This is a genomic window from Anaerobutyricum hallii DSM 3353 (assembly GCF_000173975.1).
Classification (GTDB): Bacteria; Bacillota; Clostridia; order Lachnospirales; family Lachnospiraceae; genus Anaerobutyricum; species Anaerobutyricum hallii.
Genome location: NZ_ACEP01000043.1, coordinates 12,549 through 30,659 on the forward strand (window position 1 = coordinate 12,549; position 18,111 = coordinate 30,659).

The window sequence follows — 18,111 nt, forward strand, 5'->3', positions numbered from 1 at the left end:
TACACAAAAATTAAAAGGAGGAAAGACAAATGTCTAAAAAACAGAAAAATCTTGCGGTTCTTGCAAGCGTATTTTTAATGCTTTTAACAATCGCGCCAGTTTCTAACGCAATGCACATCATGGAGGGATTCCTTCCAGTAAAATACTGTATCTTATGGGGAGTAATCTGCGTACCATTCTTAGTAATCGGTTTCATGAATATTAAAAAGGTACTTGGAAATGACAGAAGAACCCTTACTGTACTTGCTTTAACAGGTGCTTTCGTATTCGTACTTTCATCTTTAAAGATTCCATCAGTAACAGGAAGCTGTTCCCATATGACAGGTACAGGTCTTGGAGCAATCTTATTTGGACCATGTGTAACAAGTATCTTAGGTATTATCGTATTAATTTTCCAGGCAATCTTACTTGCACACGGCGGATTAACAACATTAGGAGCTAACTGCTTCTCTATGGCAATCGCTGGACCAATCATTTCCTGGATCTTATACAAATTACTTCAGAAAGCAAATGTAAATAAACGAGTATGCATATTCGTTGCAGCATTTTTAGGTGATTTATTTACATACTGCGTAACAAGCTTCCAGCTTGCACTTGCTTACCCTTCAGAAGTTGGCGGCATTGGAGCATCTATCGCAAAATTCCTCGGAATCTTCGCTACAACACAGCTTCCATTAGCAGTAATCGAAGGTATCCTCACTGTAGTTATCGTTATTGCACTTGAAACATACGCAAAAGACGAATTAAGCAGTCTTGAATTTTAATTAGGAGGAGAGAAAATGACAAAAAATACAAAGACAGTAATTATTTTATTAGTAATTGCAGCATTAATCGCAATCGTACCACTGTTCGCATTAAAGGGAGCAGAATTCGGTGGATCTGATGATGCAGGTAGCGAAATGATTTCCGAAATTCAGGGAAAAGAATATGAACCATGGTTCACACCAGTACTTGAAACTGCACTCGGTGGAGAACTTCCAGGAGAAATCGAAAGCTTAATCTTCTGTCTTCAGACAGGAATCGGAGTAGGAATCGTAGCATTTGTATTAGGACGATTCGTAGAACGAAAGAAGTGGCAGGACAAGGAGAATGGAGATTCGACTTCTTCTAAATAGGCTATAGATAGACTATAGACAGACAAAAACCGAAAAAGCCAATCCTCATATTTGTGAAAGTATCACTGTGGGTTGAATGTTCGCTTAATGGCCACAATCAATCCTCGCTCTAATATCACAAATATAAGGATTGGCTTTTTTGGTTTTCTGTGTGTGGGGATCGTCTGTTCTATCTATCCGCAAAATTTCTACTGACTTGTTAACCATTCAATCGCATTAAGTACCTCCTCCGGTGTTTCGCATACCGAGAAAAGTGACTTTACGGACTCGCGGATGAATCCCATGCCGATGAGTTTATCGATGATAGCGATGGTGTCATCGTAAAAACCGGAAACGTTGTATACGATGATTGGTTTTGCACTTCGGCCAAGTTCGGTTAAGGTAAGTATCTGGAAGAATTCATCGAAGGTTCCAATGCCGCCGGGTGCGATGACAAATGCATCGGCGTTCTCTTCCATGACTTCTTTTCGAAGGCTCATTGTCTCTGTGCGTACAATTTCTGTACACTCGCTTTTAATCGGTTCAAACTTATTCATGAAAGTTGGGACAACACCTGTTACTTCTCCGCCGTTTTCTAACACACCGTTTGCACAGGCTCCCATCAGTCCGCTGGCACCGCCGCCATAGATTAACTTGTGGTGTCTTTTTGCAATTTCTTTTCCAAGTGCTTCTGCTGCATTTATATAGATGGAATCGATGCGGTCGCTTGCTGCACCATACATACAAATTGTAAGTTTGGTCATAATAGCACCCCCTCTTGTTTTATTTGTAGAGCTTAATTTTAGCATTTAATTCGACAAAAAACAACAAAATAATAGAGAAAAACAGATAAAGTGGTTAAATTGTCTATATATTATAGGAAAATGATAAGAATTATGGTGACTATTTATGTGATGTTTGTAAAATTATATAGCTGATGCTACTTTTTTGCTTAGAGCGTGTTTGCGCTCTAGAGTGTGGTTAAAAAATATTTCTACAGAGATTTTTAAAATATATTCTTTTGCTATTGTATGAATATAGAAAATAAGAGGTGCATAAAGACAGAAAAATTGTGAAATATGCTTGTTTTTTTATGCAAATATGCTACAATATAGACAAAGGTATTCATAATTATACATGTCGATATTGAATCTGATTTACGATTAAAAGGGGTGATTTTTATGAAGAAAATTATAACGATCAGCAGAGAGTTTGGAAGTGGCGGTCACGACATTGGAATGGAAGTAGCAAAGCGTCTGGATATTCCATTTTATGATCATGAGATCGTAGATAAGGCAGTTGCAGAGAGTGGATTTACAAAGGAATTTGTAGAGGAACACGGTGAGTACAGCTCTCTTTCTTCTGTATTACTCGGAACATCGGCACCATTTGACAGTTATTATTATGCAGAGGACCCACAGGATAAGATTTTCAAGATTCAGCGTAGAATCATTACAAAGTTTGCACAGGAAGGTCCATGTGTTATCGTTGGAAGATGTGCGAATTACATTTTAGAGCAGGCAGATATCGACAGTTTTGATGTGTTTATCAGAGCCAATATTGAGAAGAGAATGGCGAATGTATCTGACAGAGTTGATCTTAAGGGAGATGAACTGGTTAAGTTCCTCCAGAAGAGAGACCACAAGAGAAGAGTATATTATCGCTTCTATACTAAGAGAAAATGGGGCGATTACCACGATTACAACATGATGTTAGATAGTGGAGCAATCGGCAAGGAGAATTGTATTAATTTGATTATCAAGGCGATTGGTGAATAGTGGATTATAATATCGTAATGATAATTTAAGGGTTGGTTCTTTGAAAGTCAGTTTTATAAGAAGTCATAATTTTCAGGGATTCTCTAAATTATTTTTAGACAAAGTATAGCCCTCTGGAAGATAAATAAAGCATATTTGTGGCCTCGAGCAAAGGCTGGATGCCACAAATATGCTTTATTTGCTCTCTTCTCGAGTGTCAGCTAGTTAATAAATTATATAGGAGACGAAAATGAAGATTACAAGATGTAAATATGGGCATTATTATGATAAAGCGTACTTTAGAGAATGTCCGCATTGCTGCAGGGCAAGAGGTGGCAGGGATGAGGATATTATAATAGGAAAGAACGAGTTATCTACAGATTTATCAGGGAAAAATAGCCTGCCGGGTAGAAACGTGAGAATAAATCAATTACAAGATGATAGCAATTACGGACAAGGCTCCAATAGGGACATAAGTCAGAAGGAGCAGGATAGGAAAAAAGCTGAACGATGGATTGGGGAAGCCTGGGATGAACTGGAAAAGGTAGCAAAAGAGAGTCCAAAAACAAAAGTAACAGAAAAAGCAGCTCAAAGAGAAAAACAAGAAGACAGGCAAGAAAAGATAACAGAAGAAAAGAATACTGTTTCAGTGAAAAAGAAGCATAGAAATTCGGAACAAAATTTAGGGAACTATATGCTTTTTGCCGCAATGCCTCTCAAAGTAATTAAAAACCAGGAATTCTGTATGGATTTTTGTATTTTCCCGGAAAAAGATTGGGAGACTGGGGCAAAGATGCTTAGTTTTAAGAGTCAGGAAAGTATAAGAGATTTAAAACCAGTGCAGATGGCGCTGCCAACAAAGGCTGTGCTGCACATTTTATATAAAGAGGAAGAGATTTTTCATAAAGATATAGAGTTGGAGGCAGAAAGGGAAAATGTATTTTGTACATTTCCTGTTACGGTAACGGATACGAGAGACCGACGTTTTCATATGATAAAGGCGGTTTTTGAGATAGAAGAGCAAAATATCGAGATTCCGCTGTATTTAATGCCTAATCCGTAGAAAAATACAGGCAGTTTTGGAAAACATTCGTGGAACTTTATTATTGCAGTTTTTGGGAAATACCTATATAATAAAGTATCATGTAATAATTTTGTAACAAATTCAATTCGTATGGATTTATAGACACAGGAATGAGACATAAATAAAAATAAAATATGAATAAAACAGGGATTGAATCGTTACGATAATTTGAAAAGATAAAATATGATTATAAAGGAGAAGTATAATGAGTGATATGACCCATCTTGATGAGTTAGAGGCAGAAGCGATATACATTATGCGTGAAGTAGTGGCAGAGTGTGAGAAGCCGGTAATGCTGTATTCTATCGGTAAAGACTCTTCTGTAATGCTTCATTTAGCATTGAAGGCTTTTTATCCTGAGAAGCCGCCGTTTCCATTTTTACATGTAAATACTACATGGAAGTTTAAGGAAATGATTGAGTTCAGAGATAAGATTGCTGAAAAATACGGACTTGATATGATTGAGTACATTAATGAGGACGGGGTTAAGAAGGGAATCAATCCATTTGACCACGGTTCATCTTATACAGATATTATGAAGACACAGGCATTAAAGCAGGCTCTTGATAAATATGGTTTTACTGCTGCATTTGGCGGTGGAAGACGTGATGAGGAGAAATCCAGAGCAAAAGAGAGAATTTTCTCTTTCCGTAATTCCAGCCATGCGTGGGATCCTAAAAATCAGCGTCCGGAGATGTGGAAGCTTTACAATACAAATATTCATCAGGGCGAAGAAATGCGTGTATTTCCTATTTCTAACTGGACGGAGAAAGATATCTGGCAGTACATTCAGCGTGAAAATATTGATATTGTTCCGCTGTACTTTGCAGCAGAGAGACCATTTGTCAGAAGAAATGGCAATATCATTATGGTAGATGATGACCGTATGAGATTAGAACCAGGAGAAAAGATTGAACATGGAAAGATTCGTTTCCGTACTCTTGGATGTTATCCATTAACTGGTGGTATTGAGAGTGATGCAGATACACTTGATGCAATTATTGATGAGACATTAAGTGCGGTATCTTCTGAACGTACTAGCCGTGTTATTGACAGTGATGGCGGAGCAGCCAGCATGGAAAAGAGAAAGAGGGAGGGTTATTTCTAATATGAACAGTCTTCTTAAATTTATTACCTGTGGTAGTGTAGATGATGGAAAGTCCACATTGATCGGACATATGCTTTATGATGCAAAGCTGCTTTTTGCAGATCAGAAAAGAGCGTTAGAGCTTGACAGTAAGGTTGGTTCTCGTGGTGGGGCAATTGACTATTCTCTCCTTCTTGACGGCCTGATGGCTGAGAGAGAGCAGGGAATCACAATTGACGTCGCTTACCGCTATTTTACAACAGAGAACCGTTCTTTTATCGTTGCAGATACCCCAGGTCATGAAGAATATACAAGAAACATGGCAGTAGGAGCATCCTTTGCGGAACTTGCCGTTATCCTTGTAGATGCGACACAGGGCGTTCTTGTACAGACAAGACGACATACAAGAATCTGCTCCCTTATGGGTATCGAGCATTTTGTATTTGCAATCAATAAGATGGATTTAATTAACTATGATGCCAATCGTTTTGAAAAGATTGAACGTGAAATTAAGATGATGGCAGCAGAGTACGACTATAAGTCTATCAAGATTCTTCCTGTTTCTGCGACAGAGGGAGATAATGTTACAGTGAAATCTACTAAGATGCCGTGGTATAAAGGAGAATCACTTCTCACATATCTTGAAAATATCCAGATACATGACGATTCTATTGAGAGTGGCTTTACTATGCCTGTTCAGAGAGTATGCCGTCCAGATAGAACTTTCCGTGGATTCCAGGGACAGATTGAATCTGGAAAGATTAAAGTTGGTGATGAGATTACCGCCTTACCATCTAATGAAAAGGCAGAGGTAAAAGGCATTATTGATGCAGGTAAGGAAGTAACAGAAAGCAGCCGCGGACACGCGGTAACAATTTCTCTTGACAGAGAAGTAGACGTTTCAAGAGGCTGTGTTCTCGTTAATAATGCAAAACCAAAGACCGGTAATTTATTTACTGCAAAGCTTTTATGGATGGATGACACACATCTTGTAGCAGGAAAGAATTACCTCTTAAAACTTGGAACAAAGCTGATTCCAGCCGTTGTCATGAATATCAAGTACAAGATTGATGTAAATACTGGAAATGAAGTACACGCAGATGCTATTTACAAGAATGAAATCGCAGCCTGTGATATTGCTGTTTCTGACAAGATTGTTTTTGAGAAGTTCAAGGACAACCATGCATTAGGTTCCATGATTCTCATTGACAGAATCACAAATATGACATCTGCCTGCGGTGTTATCATGCACGCATTAAGACGTACAGATAATCTCACATGGCATGAGATGGATATTACAAGAGACTTCCGCGCACAGCAAAAAGGACAGACACCTAAGACAATCTGGCTGACAGGACTTTCCGGTTCCGGTAAGTCTACACTTGCAAACGAATTAGAAAAACATCTTGCTGCCCTCGGAAAGCATACGATGCTTTTAGATGGGGATAATGTCCGTATGGGACTGAATAAGAACCTTGGATTTAAAGAGGCAGACCGTATTGAAAATATCCGCCGTATCGCAGAAGTAGCGAAGTTAATGAACGATGCAGGACTTATTGTAATCACATCCTTCATTTCTCCATATGTCCGTGACAGACGGAATGCAAGAGAGATTATCGGAGAGGACAGCTTCATCGAAGTTTATGTAAGTACACCGGTGGAAGAATGTGAAAAACGAGATGTTAAGGGACTTTACAAAAAAGCCCGTGCAGGCGAGATTCCAAACTTTACTGGAATTTCCAGTCCATATGAGACACCAGAACATCCGGAAGTTACGATTGATACAACTGGAAAGAGTCTTGCAGACAGCGTAGATTATGTGATGGCACAGTTGGAAGATTTGCTTAACTAAAACAATAAAATATAAGAGGAAATAAAAATGCGCACACTTTATGTACACATTGGAACGCCTAAAACTGCAACAACATCCATTCAGATGTTTTGTGTTGAGAATCAAAAAGTATTAAATAAACAAAGTTATAGCTATCCTCTTTTGGATTTTGTATATCCCCATGTTGCTCACCGCAGAAATGGACATTTCCTTGTAGGCTGGGTTTATAAACCGGGTGGTCAGGAAGACGTGGAAAAAGAGCAGGAACTGTGGGAAAAGGGATTTGCTATGATTCACCGAGAATTTGAAAAGTATGACAATGTTATACTTTCCGATGAAAATATCTGGCACTCTTCTAACGGAAGAAAGTTCCCTTTCTGGGCCAAACTCATGCAGGATGCAAAAGAGCATGACTATCAGGTTAAAGTTATTGTTTATATAAGAAGACAGGATGGACTTGCAAACTCATGGCTCAGCCAGCAGGTAAAAGAAGGATGGAATACCAATGCCACGATTAAGTGGGATTCGTTCCAGCGTAAAACAAGAAAAGTTGTTTTTAATTATTATCTTTTACTGGAAAAGATTGCAGAAGTGACAGGACGGGAAAATATTATTGTCCGTATTTTTGACAGGAAAAAATTCAAGGGAAAGGATCATACGATCTTTTCCGACTTTTTGGAGGCAATAGGCGTGGATTATACAGATGATTTTAAGATAACAGAAGAAGAAGCAAACCGTTCTCTGACAGGAAACAGTCAGGAGATTCTTCGTATTGTAAATACGGTACTTCCAGATGATGACAAGGTGAGAACATTAGTTAGACAGGCCGCACAGGACTGCGAAAACTATAAAGACCCACAGAATAACTTTGTCATGTTCTCAGAAGAAGAATTTAATAAATTTATGGGCCGCTATGAAAAATGGAATGAGGCTATCGCGAAAGATTATTTACATCAGGAAGAACCTCTTTTTGATATGAAAAGAAAAGAGGGAGAAAGATGGACTCCAGAGAACCGCTTTATGTATGAAGATATCGTTCGTTTCTTTGGTGGTGTAGTTATCAGACAGCAGAGATATATCGAAGCACTTCAAAAAGATATCAATACTCTGAAAGAAAGCCGTTTAGAAGCGGCAAAAGGCTTAGAAGATGCAAATGTGGACGAAGAGACAAAGAAGATTCTCCAGTCTCTCAGTGAGCAGATTATCAATCAGCAAAAAGACATTCAGCGTGCCCTTGAAAACTCAGAAAAAATTGATGCAGTCCGTGATAAAAATCAGGAAGTTAAAGTACGAAGCCTTACTGTTGGCAATGAATTAATTGACCTGCGCCAGGATTATGATGCACTGCAGAAAGAGACCAAGAAAGACAGCAAGGCAATCCGCCAGGAATCTAAGGAACGTGATAAGGAGTTAAAGGCTATGATTCGTGAATTAGAGCAAACATCTTTATGGTTCCGACTTCGTAGAAAATGGAGACATATAACAGGGAAGGATAAATAGATTTGCCACAGGCAAGGAAACGCCTTCTGTGAGAGATAAATAGACATCTGTGTGGATAAACAGACGAAAATAGAAGCCCCCTATAACCATATCTGTGACTTTAGTCACTACAGGTTGAATGTTCGCTTGAACGCTCGCATCCAACCTTTGCTCCGAGGTCACAGATATGGTTATAGGGGGCTTCTATTTTCTGATTTTGGCTGACTACAGAATGATTATTTATCTTCCAGAGGGCTGTGCTTTGGCAGGGAGTGAAAATCTATTTATCTTTGGAGAGATTTGGGGGAGTATTGGGAGGTTGCGGCTGGCTGTGGAGTTGGTTTTCGTCAGTTTAGATTAACCTACTTTTTCGTCTGTAAAATCAACTTAAAAAATATTTCCTATATTTCCTATTGAAATAATATGAAATATGATGTAATATAGAGAAAACGAATAAGACACATGAAAACCGAATGATATTTAACAAATTTTTACATTGCAGTTTTTTGAATATCCCTATATAATGAAAGGCAATATGATAATATGAGTGTAACAGCAGTACAGATATCAGAAAGAAGACAAAAAGTAAAAACAACAGTAAGTGATGAGAGTATAAAGATGAGAAAGTTTATTTCCATGACTATGACTATGTTAAAAATCGGTTTCATTGGTTTTGGTGGGGGAAGCGCACTGATTCCAGTAATTGAAGATGAGGTCGTAGAGAAGGATAAGATTGTATCAGAAGAAGAATTTAATGATGATGTAATGATTGCCAGTATAACTCCAGGAGCACTTCCTGTAGAGGTTGCTACAGGAATCGGAAGACAGGCTTCAGGATTAAAGGGAATGGCAGCAGCAGCGACAGCGATGGCATTACCGGGTGCTTTACTGACAGTATTATTACAGGCAGTTATTTCCAGTGCAGGAAGTGTGGTGAAGTCACAGATTAATTATCTTTCTATCGGAATCTCTGCGTTTATTATTTTAACTTTACTGGCTTATTCATTAGGAACAGTATGCCAGGCAGTGAATAAGAGAGAAGGACAATTGTATGGTCTGATTATTCTTGGAGTGTTTTTACTTTCAGGAGAGAAAAGCATTTATCAGTTATTCGGGCTTGATATTAAACCGATATTTGCACTGTCAACGATTCAGGTATTAGGAGCGGCATTCTTTGTAATCTTATTTACAAAAGGACATGTACGTTGTTTAAGAAGATCCATACCAGCAGCAATAATTACGGTATGCTATCTGCTTTGTGCCGGCAATGCACATATTATACCAGTTTCCGCGAAACCATTTATTCTCGCAGTTATGGCGGTATTATCAATTCTTGGCCTGGTACAGTCTATCGTAGAAAGTCCGCATAAGGAAGCATTTCCAGCAAAAAGACTTGCAACATCTGCAGGATTTTGGCTCTTATTCGTAGTAATCCTTTCTATTCCGGCAATGTTCCTCACAGCAAAGGCATTAAAGTTTATCGGAATGGGCTGTTTATCCTCTATTATGTCTTTTGGCGGCGGAGATGCGTATCTTTCTGTAGCACAGGGATTGTTCGTGGAAGGTGGAGTTATCAATAACGCAGATTTTTACGGTAATGTAGTAGCTGTAGCTAACGCACTTCCAGGTTCTATTTTATGTAAAATACTTACCGGAATTGCTTATGATGTAGGATATAACTTAAACGGTTCTGTAATAGAAGGATTTCTTGTAGCACTTTCCGGATTTGCCTGCAGCGTGGCAGCATCAGGAGCTATCTTTGAATTAGTATTCTGTGTCTATGAGAAATACGAGAGCCTTCAGATATTTTCCGTAGTAAAACATTTTATCCGCCCGATTATTTCCGGACTGCTCCTTACCGTAGCAGTATCTCTGTATACATCAGGAATCCGCGGTCAGGTACAGACAGGAAGTGGACATCCGGCACTTGTGATTACTCTTATTGTAATTGCGGTGAATCTTGTTTTAATGTGGCTGCAGAGAAGAGGAAAGAATATACATTTGATTTGGAAAATCGTTATTTCCGCAGGAATCTCCTTTGCGGGATGTAATTTATTCCTTTAAAATTTTGGTTAAGCTTACAGACGCCGCTGTAGGAGATGAGCAATAGATTTTCAATACACATTATTATGTATATGAATTCTGTTTTTTCCAGCAGCAAAAGCACAGCCCACAGTAAATAAAAGAAACTATATTTGTGACCTCGGAGCAAGGTTTGGATACGAGCGTGTAGAAGCGAGTATTCAAACCGCCGCGACTAAAGTCATAAATATAGTTTCTTTTATTTACTGTGGGCGTCTATTTTGCCTGCGGCAAATCAGAATTCATATTCATTTGGATTAGAGTATATAGCATCTCTGTCCAATTCTTTTAGGATTGCAGCCCGTCGATTGCCGACTAACAAGGTTTTATTATATTTGAAGTACCGTTCGCATCCATTTTCCGTAATAAACTGTGATGCCTCCGGATCCATTGTAAGTTCCGTGACAAATACAACCATTTCCTGGCCTTCATCGAAGGCTTCTTCCATGAAAGTGAAAGCATTTTCCAGCGCGGAGGATGCTTTTTTTATTGTATCTATGCGGGTTTGGCATTGTTTATCAAATCCAGATTTGGCAGCGAGGAAGGCTTCTTTTGGTGGAAGGCTGGAGTCTGGTGTCCAGGCAGTAAGGAGTTCCAATAATTTTAATTGGAAGTTTTTCTGTTCTGGAGAGGTGAGACCTGCTTTATTTTCCTGTTCATATTCTGCTGCTTTTTTCTGTAGAAGGACGCGGTAGAGTCCATTTTCAGTTGGGATACTGGATTTAGGATCAGGTGTACCACAATCTAAATGAGCCGTATTAGAAGTAGCAGCTATATTGCCATTTGAGTGATTCACTTTTGAGACAGTGTCAGATATATCCGAGCCTGGAGCTGCAGAATCTGAATCGGAAGAATTTTGAATCTGTTTTTTCAATTCAATCTGATAAGTTTTTAAGAAGGCATAGGCTTCTGTTGTCAGATTATCGGCAGTTAGAGCATCGGAGATATAGTTATGCAGCCCGCTGATGAGGAGTTCGACACAGCTTAAATGTTCGTCAAAAGAAGCGCGGAACAGTTTGGCATAGATGTCGGCTCCGGCCTGTCCTGTGAGGATGCGGCTGATATCGTAGTCGTCTCTGTATTTTTGGTAGAGATCATAGTAGGCGGCAACGTCTTTTGCAATGTCCGCGTGCTGAATGAACTGGTGGATGATGTCTTCGTCTACTTTGATAGAAAGCTCTTCGTAAGTGTAGATAAGGCTGCTTAAATCTTCCCATCCTCTGGCGGTTACGAACTGAATGCCATCCACATCATTTTCTGTACGGTAAAAGTTCTGCGGGCGGAGTTCTAAATAGCTTAAAATGAATGGGTGCAAATGTCGTGCTCTGGCGTAGCCTTTGAAAACGTCAAGGTCTGCTTCAATATCAATTTTGCGTACACGGTCTAAGGTTACGAAGTCAAAGTCGTGGACGCTTCGGTTGTATTCTGGTGGGTTGCCTGCGGCAACGATAATCCATCCTTCTGGGACAGCCTGATTTCCGAAAGTTTTGCACTGTAAAAATTGCAGCATTGTTGGAGCAAGTGTTTCAGAAACACAGTTAATTTCGTCGATAAAAAGAATACCTTCTTTTTTGCCGGACTCTTCCATGTACTGATAGATGCTGTAAATGATTTCACTCATTGTATATTCGGTGACGGAGTAAGATTTGCCATCAAATGTTTTTTCTTTAATAAATGGCAGTCCGACAGCACTTTGTCTGGTGTGGTGAGTGATGGTATATGCCACAAGGCCGATGTTACATTCCTGTGCAATTTGCTGCATAATCTGTGTTTTGCCGATTCCGGGAGGCCCCATTAATAACATGGGACGCTGGCGGATAGAGGGAATACTGTACTGTCCGTAATCATTTTTCTTCAGATAAGCCCGAACGGTATTTTTAATATCTTCTTTTGCTTTTTTTATATTCATAAGATTGAATCCTTTCGTTGTTGATAGATTTATAGAATACCAAATATAATAACAGGTAATTTTTGGTCATATTCATAAAGTTGAATAAATATTTAAAGATCTTCCTCGTGCAATATCAATTTCATCGCCCATGCTGGCACATCAGGATGTTCTTCTTCTCCTAAGAACAAAAAGGCAGTTTCATAAGGTGGCCTTTTTGCGGGATAAATGCCTTTTCCATCTGTAAAGTACAGAACACCCTTCAAATTTTGAAATTCTCCATCTTCAAGTAATTTATTAATGTAAGAAAAGGCAGGACGGAAATCGGTACCCCCGCCACCGATTAATTCAAAGTTATGGAGCAGTTTTGGAATGTCTCTCTGTTCCTTAATAATGGTATCTGAGTGTACCTGATTGTCACATTGAATAATTCGAATCTGGCTTTTATGGAAAAAGCTGTCCCGCTCCTGAATAATCTGAAATGTTTCTTCAAGGAATTTCTGGACAAGTGGGCCATTGGTCGAATAGCTTGTGTCAATGACAATGACAAACTCAGAAATCTTAGTTACTTCCCGGCTTTCTAATGGTTCAATCAGCGGCATATTTTTATAAAGCCGCAGACCATAAGAGTAATAATTTAAGTCAAATTCATCATAGTCACAGTGAAGTTCTTCCTTAAGTACGGTGAATTTTCGAAGGAAGTCTTTATAGGAACGGCGGCTTTTTCCCTCTTTGATCTGCGTTTTCATAGCATCAATGCCGGAGGCGGAATCATCGCCACGAAGATTTAATTCCTGTTCCATGCGGCGGCTGATTTTATCCCATGATTGTCCTGCCTTTGCGGCGGAAGGCGAAGTTGACGGTTTTTTTGGCCAGAAACGGTGATCATCGGTAAAAAACTCCATCATAAGTTGATTTAATCGGTCTGGATTGTCAGCGATATCGGGTAAAAGATACCTGTAAATATTTGCGGCCGTGATGGGAATTTTATATTGACGAAAATCGTTATAAATATTTGTGCGTATTCCAGAGAGAGCACGCTTTACGCTTTTCTTCTCAAAAGAATCAATAATCCACTCTACAGCAATGTCGCAGGAAAGGTTCCACAAATCTGGATCGCGGCTTCCACGAATCCACAGATGCCGAAAAATACAGTGAAATACGCTGTGCAGTACAGCGCGATTTAAGAAAAGCGGGTTGGAGCGGAATACCCGAAGAATCTGTTCTGGCGGGAAAAAGAAGGAGATTCCATCAGTTGCTGTCGAACGAAGAGAATCATTTGGTGTTAAGGTAAGTGCGGAAACGGCAACATCAAGATAACGAAAATCCACATATAGTTCATTTTGAATAAGTTCGAGAATTTTAATACACATTTCATTTTCCCATTCAGTTTGTGTCATTGTATCACCTCCTAAAAATCCAGGTCAAAATCAAATGTTTTTTTAGAAAAAGACTTATGTTTTGCTTCTATTAAAAAAGCATTTCCCTCTCCCCATTCTTTTTCTATGCACTGGTCGATGGCAGAAGCGAGAGCGGATGCATCGGGAGAAAAATGCTCGCAGATAAATTGAAGCATCGGAAAGTCCTGATCTTTTACGGCAAGGGTAAAAGCAGTGCCCATATATTTTTTTATGACATTTTCATATTTTTCTCTAAAAATGTCTTCCAGCCGAGAAGGCCAGCGAAGGCGGTTTAAAGCAATTTTACATAAAGACTCCGGCGATTCGACCGTAAGAGCATTTTCAAGGCAGGAATCATACTTTCTGTAATTGAGAATACCGTTTTCAAAGCTCTTTCTCATGCGGAAGCCTTCACCATGAATACTTCTGCTAAAAATATGAGCCGGGGAAATCTCGTCTAACCATTCATAATATTCAGGGAAGAACACAATACTTTCTGGTGATGAGGAGGAATTCGGACAGAAAGAAACGGTAATATTTTCTGCGATTCGCTCCAAAATAAGAGGTAAACCGGTTGCTTCAGAATCTTTTCCACGAATGATCAGATGCTCCAGCTGGGAATCATTCATAAATTCATCGCTTCCAATGCCGGAAATTGCAGTTCCTACAGAAAGTTTTTTTAATTTACGGCAGTTATAAAATGCGGCATTGTGAAGTGTTGTTGCACAGTCAGGAAGAGTGATTTCTTCAAGAAAGGTACCATCAAGCTCTGTTCCAAAAGCTGAAAAATCAAAATCTTTCTGGTTAAAAGCCTGTCCGCTTTCCAGTGTAGTTTCCTGATTTTCTATATCTATAAAAATAGTTTTGTAAATTTTCTCAGGAAATCTGGGGCGAGAACGGGAAAAACAGTAAGCTCCCATTTCACTGACTGTCCGTCCGTCAATCATATCTGGAACATTCAATATGGGACTGTTGCCAAAACAGCGAAGCAGCCGGCAGCCCGAATCGGCAGGTTCCCAGAGAATAGTCATAGTATCTGTAACAAAATGAGAAAAAGCATTATTTGTAAATGTTTTTTCGGCCGTACTATCGGATATTTTAGTAACAGATAGTTCATTGCCTGATGTTTTGTTTTCAGATATTTCCTCAATTGATAAATTTGTATTTTTTGTAAAATCCATAGTCAAAATCCTATTGTAATAAATTTGTAGTTCTAGAGTGTTTGAAAAATCATTCCTGCATAAAGACGCATTGTGTGATTGTAGTCAGCCCGTTGTTTTACGCAAACGATATGAGAAAAGAAACAAGGCTGTACAGTTTACAATTCATTTTTTGTTTCCTTTAGCATCATATCACAAAAACAGGAAAAAAGAGTGAGAGATAACAAAAAATATGGTAAACTATCTGCAAATAAAGTTCTGAGAGATTTTATTTCTTGGAATAAAGAAGCCATAGACAATACATTTTCATAATTTTATTTTGATATTATGAAAGATATGTATATCTAAAATCATAGAATTGACAGACAGGAGGACAACATGAAAACATTAGGATTTATTGGAATGGGGAACATGGCAGGAGCAATAGCAGCAGGAATATTACAAAAAGGTTTAATGAAAAAAGAAGAAGTATTTGCCTACGCACCGCATTATGAAAAGCTTGAGGCAAATGCAGAAAAAATTGGTTTTGTTCCATGCAAGGATTTAAAAGGATTAACAGCAAAAGCAGATACTTTAGTGATGGCTTGTAAACCATATCAGATAGAAGGAGTTCTTTCTGAGATTAAGGAAGAGTTAAAAGGAAAGGCATTAATTTCTATCGCGGCAGGCTGGAATTATGACAAGTATGAGAAATATCTTGATAAAAGTACAAGACTTCAGTTTATCATGCCAAATACACCGGCAATGGTAGGAGAGGGTGTTCTTTTATTTGAAGAGAAAAATTCACTTTTACCAGAAGAAAGAGAAGAAATTAAAAAGTTATTTGAAGCATTGGGAATTGTAATTGAGCTGCCAGTTCATTTGATGGGAATCGGTGGAGCACTTACAGGCTGTGGCCCTGCTTTTGTAGATTTGATAATTGAAGCGTTAGGAGACGCCGGGGTAAAATATGGAGTACCTAGAAAGCAGGCGTATGAAATGGTATCTCAGATGATACTTGGAAGTGCCAAATTGCAGCTTGAGACCGGCGAGCATCCAGGTGTGTTAAAGGATAATGTATGTTCACCGGCAGGAACAACAATCTGTGGTGTGGATGCATTAGAGCATGCGGGAATCAGGGCTGGATTTATTGATGCGATTGATGCAATTATGAATAAGTAGTATTTTATAAATAAAAAACCCCACGAAAAATTCCGTGGGGGTTATATTTACTATATATAATCGGTTTTGAAATATTTAATCTAAATTATGTATGAAATCTTAAAGTCCCTTAATTCGGATGATATAAGAAACAGTTTTAGAATTTAAATATCCCTGAGTTTTCTTTCCGATATTGTTAAAGCGGCTTCCTGAGTGGTGACCATATGTGGCAGCTTTACCAGCGTCAAACCATAAGCGTTCACCAGAAGAATTCTTACCAGCGTAAATGTTTGTGTGTCCAAGTCCGGACCAGAGAACAACGTCACCCTTCTTTAAGTTTACGCGGGAAGCACGTTTATTAACTCTGATAACCTGTACTTTTTTCTTTTTCCAGTGTCCGAAGTTTTTTCTGATAGAAGAACTTCCACGGCGGATGTAGAATGTCTGGCCTGAACCTAATGCGCCGTATTTCTGTAAGCACCAGGAAACATATAATGCACAGTTAGAACGTCTGCTTCTTTTAACTGCAGAGTTGTAAGTTCTTGCTGTTCCGCCATTGCTGTAAACGAAATGTTTCTTTTCGATATTGTCAGCCATGGAACTGCAAATGCTCATCCAGCGAGCCATCTTAGCGGATTCTGCTTTACTGGCATGAACCTGTGCAGGCTTAGCCATACAGAAGCTTAATATTAATAAAATTGCGAATAAACTAGTAAATAATTTTGATTTTAAATATTTCAAACGATATCTCCTTTTTAATAAATTGCGTGTTTTTCGATTTGCACAAGACCTATATTAATATAATTATTAAGAAATGTCAAGATAAAGTTAACAATTTTGTAACACTTATAGCGAAATGATGTTAAAAACCTTAATAATTAAGACTAAGCTAGTAACAACATGGAAGTTTATGGTATGATAAAAACAGGAGGAAAATGACATGAAATACGGGAAATTTTTACCAGAAAATGGTACAATAGGATTTGTTGCGCCATCATTTGGATGTAACATAGAACCTTATAAAAGTGCATTTGAGAACGCACAGAAAGTATGGACAAAAGAGGGGTATTCTTTGAGTCTTGGCCCTAATGTTTATGAAGGATGCGGCATAGGAATCAGTAATACGCCGGAAAAATGCGCCCAAGAATTCAATGAGTGGTATGAAAAAGAAGATGTAGATGTTCTTATTTCCTGTGGTGGCGGAGAATTGATGTGCGAAATTCTCCCATATGTAGACTTTGAAAAGATTCGACAGGAAGAGCCAAAATGGTTTATGGGTTATTCAGATAACACAAATCTCCTTTTTTTATTGGCAACTCTTTGTGATACCGCAGGCATTTATGGCCCGTGTGCAGCAGCTTTTGGCATGGAACCGTGGCATGAATCGTTAAAAAATTCGATGGAAATATTAACAGGAATGTGTAAAAAAGTACACAATTATGACAAATGGGAAAGGGAAGGTTTAAAGACAGAAGAGAATCCATTAGTACCATATAATGTGACGGAAAAATTTGAGCTTCGTACCTGGACGGCGGAGGATGGGCTTTCTACAGGAAAAGAACCAGAAGAAATTCAGAGTGTATCAGATTGTAATAAAATATCTTGTGATAAGGTATCGGCAGGTGAACCTCATAAAATTATAAATGAAAGGGAAGAAATTGCTGTAAAAGGGCGGCTTTTAGGAGGCTGTCTTGATTGCCTTGCTACTTTATGTGGTACAAAGTTCGATAAAGTAGAAGAATTTAATGAAAAGTATAAGGAAGATGGTGTGCTCTGGTTCTTAGAAGCTTGTGATCTTAATGTAATGGGAATTCGCAGGGCATTATGGCAGCTTGATGAGTCAGGATGGTTTAAAAATACAAAAGGCTTTTTGATTGGACGACCATACTGTTATGGAGAAGAATTCTTCGGTTTAGATCAGTACAAAGCAGTTATTGATATTTTATCAAAATATAACGTACCGATAATTATGGATCTGGATATCGGACATTTACCACCAATGATGCCGCTGGTATGTGGAAGCGTGGCTGAAGCGAAGGTAAAAGATAATTCGATAACAATAGATATGGAGTATAAGTAAGGCTTTGTCCTCTTCTGGCAAGCGGCCGG

The 18,111-nt window shown here is 38.7% G+C and carries 15 protein-coding genes; 10 read left to right on the top strand and 5 right to left on the bottom strand.

Going from position 1 to position 18,111, the window contains the following annotated elements:
• Nucleotides 1-29: 29 nt before the first annotated feature.
• Both EUBHAL_RS03645 and EUBHAL_RS03650 read left to right on the top strand, forming a co-directional pair.
• Nucleotides 30-764 carry an energy-coupling factor ABC transporter permease gene (locus tag EUBHAL_RS03645; RefSeq protein WP_044921808.1) on the top strand — a complete coding sequence of 245 codons (735 nt, stop codon included), beginning with the start codon at nt 30-32 and terminating at the stop codon, nt 762-764.
• Nucleotides 765-779: 15 nt separating this feature from the next.
• Entirely contained in the window at nt 780-1,115 is a 336-nt protein-coding gene (locus EUBHAL_RS03650; protein ID WP_005344978.1) for an energy-coupling factor ABC transporter substrate-binding protein, read from the top strand.
• A gap of 188 nt (nt 1,116-1,303) precedes the next feature.
• Here the strand turns inward: EUBHAL_RS03650 and EUBHAL_RS03655 are convergent, their stop codons facing one another.
• Nucleotides 1,304-1,858 carry an LOG family protein gene (locus tag EUBHAL_RS03655; protein WP_044921811.1) on the bottom strand — a complete coding sequence of 185 codons (555 nt, stop codon included), beginning with the start codon at nt 1,856-1,858 and terminating at the stop codon, nt 1,304-1,306.
• A gap of 417 nt (nt 1,859-2,275) precedes the next feature.
• Between EUBHAL_RS03655 and EUBHAL_RS03660 the strand changes: the two genes are divergently transcribed.
• The 6 genes from EUBHAL_RS03660 to EUBHAL_RS14665 all read left to right on the top strand — a co-directional run bounded on the left by EUBHAL_RS03660 (nt 2,276) and on the right by EUBHAL_RS14665 (nt 10,396).
• Entirely contained in the window at nt 2,276-2,872 is a 597-nt protein-coding gene (locus EUBHAL_RS03660; RefSeq protein ID WP_005344981.1) for a cytidylate kinase-like family protein, read from the top strand.
• A gap of 229 nt (nt 2,873-3,101) precedes the next feature.
• Nucleotides 3,102-3,914 (top strand): hypothetical protein, encoded by an 813-nt coding sequence (locus EUBHAL_RS03665; RefSeq protein ID WP_005344983.1) that lies wholly within the window; start codon nt 3,102-3,104, stop codon nt 3,912-3,914.
• Nucleotides 3,915-4,140: 226 nt separating this feature from the next.
• The gene (gene cysD, locus EUBHAL_RS03670; protein WP_005344984.1) at nt 4,141-5,043 is read left to right on the top strand and encodes a sulfate adenylyltransferase subunit CysD; all 903 of its coding nucleotides are present in this window, start codon (nt 4,141-4,143) and stop codon (nt 5,041-5,043) included.
• A gap of 1 nt (nt 5,044) precedes the next feature.
• The gene (cysC, locus tag EUBHAL_RS03675; RefSeq protein ID WP_005344985.1) at nt 5,045-6,874 is read left to right on the top strand and encodes an adenylyl-sulfate kinase; all 1,830 of its coding nucleotides are present in this window, start codon (nt 5,045-5,047) and stop codon (nt 6,872-6,874) included.
• A gap of 27 nt (nt 6,875-6,901) precedes the next feature.
• A complete protein-coding gene (locus EUBHAL_RS03680) occupies nt 6,902-8,353 on the top strand; it encodes a hypothetical protein (RefSeq protein WP_005344987.1) in 1,452 nt (483 codons plus the stop codon).
• Nucleotides 8,354-8,875: 522 nt separating this feature from the next.
• Nucleotides 8,876-10,396, top strand: a complete 1,521-nt coding sequence (locus EUBHAL_RS14665; RefSeq protein ID WP_005344991.1) for a chromate transporter — start codon at nt 8,876-8,878, stop codon at nt 10,394-10,396.
• A 253-nt stretch (nt 10,397-10,649) separates the two neighbouring features.
• On the opposite strand, the gene EUBHAL_RS16120 is transcribed toward EUBHAL_RS14665, so the two are convergent.
• The 3 genes from EUBHAL_RS16120 to EUBHAL_RS03700 all read right to left on the bottom strand — a co-directional run bounded on the left by EUBHAL_RS16120 (nt 10,650) and on the right by EUBHAL_RS03700 (nt 14,883).
• Nucleotides 10,650-12,323: an ATP-binding protein gene (locus EUBHAL_RS16120; protein ID WP_005344993.1), complete on the bottom strand. Its 1,674-nt coding sequence runs from the start codon at nt 12,321-12,323 to the stop codon at nt 10,650-10,652.
• 92 nt (nt 12,324-12,415) lie between these two features.
• A complete protein-coding gene (locus EUBHAL_RS03695) occupies nt 12,416-13,702 on the bottom strand; it encodes a vWA domain-containing protein (protein WP_005344995.1) in 1,287 nt (428 codons plus the stop codon).
• A gap of 11 nt (nt 13,703-13,713) precedes the next feature.
• Complete coding sequence (locus tag EUBHAL_RS03700; RefSeq protein ID WP_005344997.1) at nt 13,714-14,883, bottom strand: leucine-rich repeat protein; 1,170 nt, start codon at nt 14,881-14,883, stop codon at nt 13,714-13,716.
• Between the two features lie 357 nt (nt 14,884-15,240).
• Here EUBHAL_RS03700 and proC point away from each other — a divergent pair, with 357 nt between their 5' ends.
• Nucleotides 15,241-16,023, top strand: coding sequence for a pyrroline-5-carboxylate reductase (proC, locus tag EUBHAL_RS03705; protein ID WP_005345001.1), 783 nt, complete (start codon nt 15,241-15,243; stop codon nt 16,021-16,023).
• Nucleotides 16,024-16,122: 99 nt separating this feature from the next.
• Here the strand turns inward: proC and EUBHAL_RS03710 are convergent, their stop codons facing one another.
• Nucleotides 16,123-16,743: a rod shape-determining protein MreC gene (locus tag EUBHAL_RS03710; protein ID WP_044921817.1), complete on the bottom strand. Its 621-nt coding sequence runs from the start codon at nt 16,741-16,743 to the stop codon at nt 16,123-16,125.
• Nucleotides 16,744-16,942: 199 nt separating this feature from the next.
• Here EUBHAL_RS03710 and EUBHAL_RS03715 point away from each other — a divergent pair, with 199 nt between their 5' ends.
• On the top strand, nt 16,943-18,082 hold the full coding sequence (locus EUBHAL_RS03715) for a S66 family peptidase (RefSeq protein ID WP_005345004.1): 1,140 nt from the start codon (nt 16,943-16,945) through the stop codon (nt 18,080-18,082).
• The last annotated feature ends 29 nt before the right edge of the window (nt 18,083-18,111 follow it).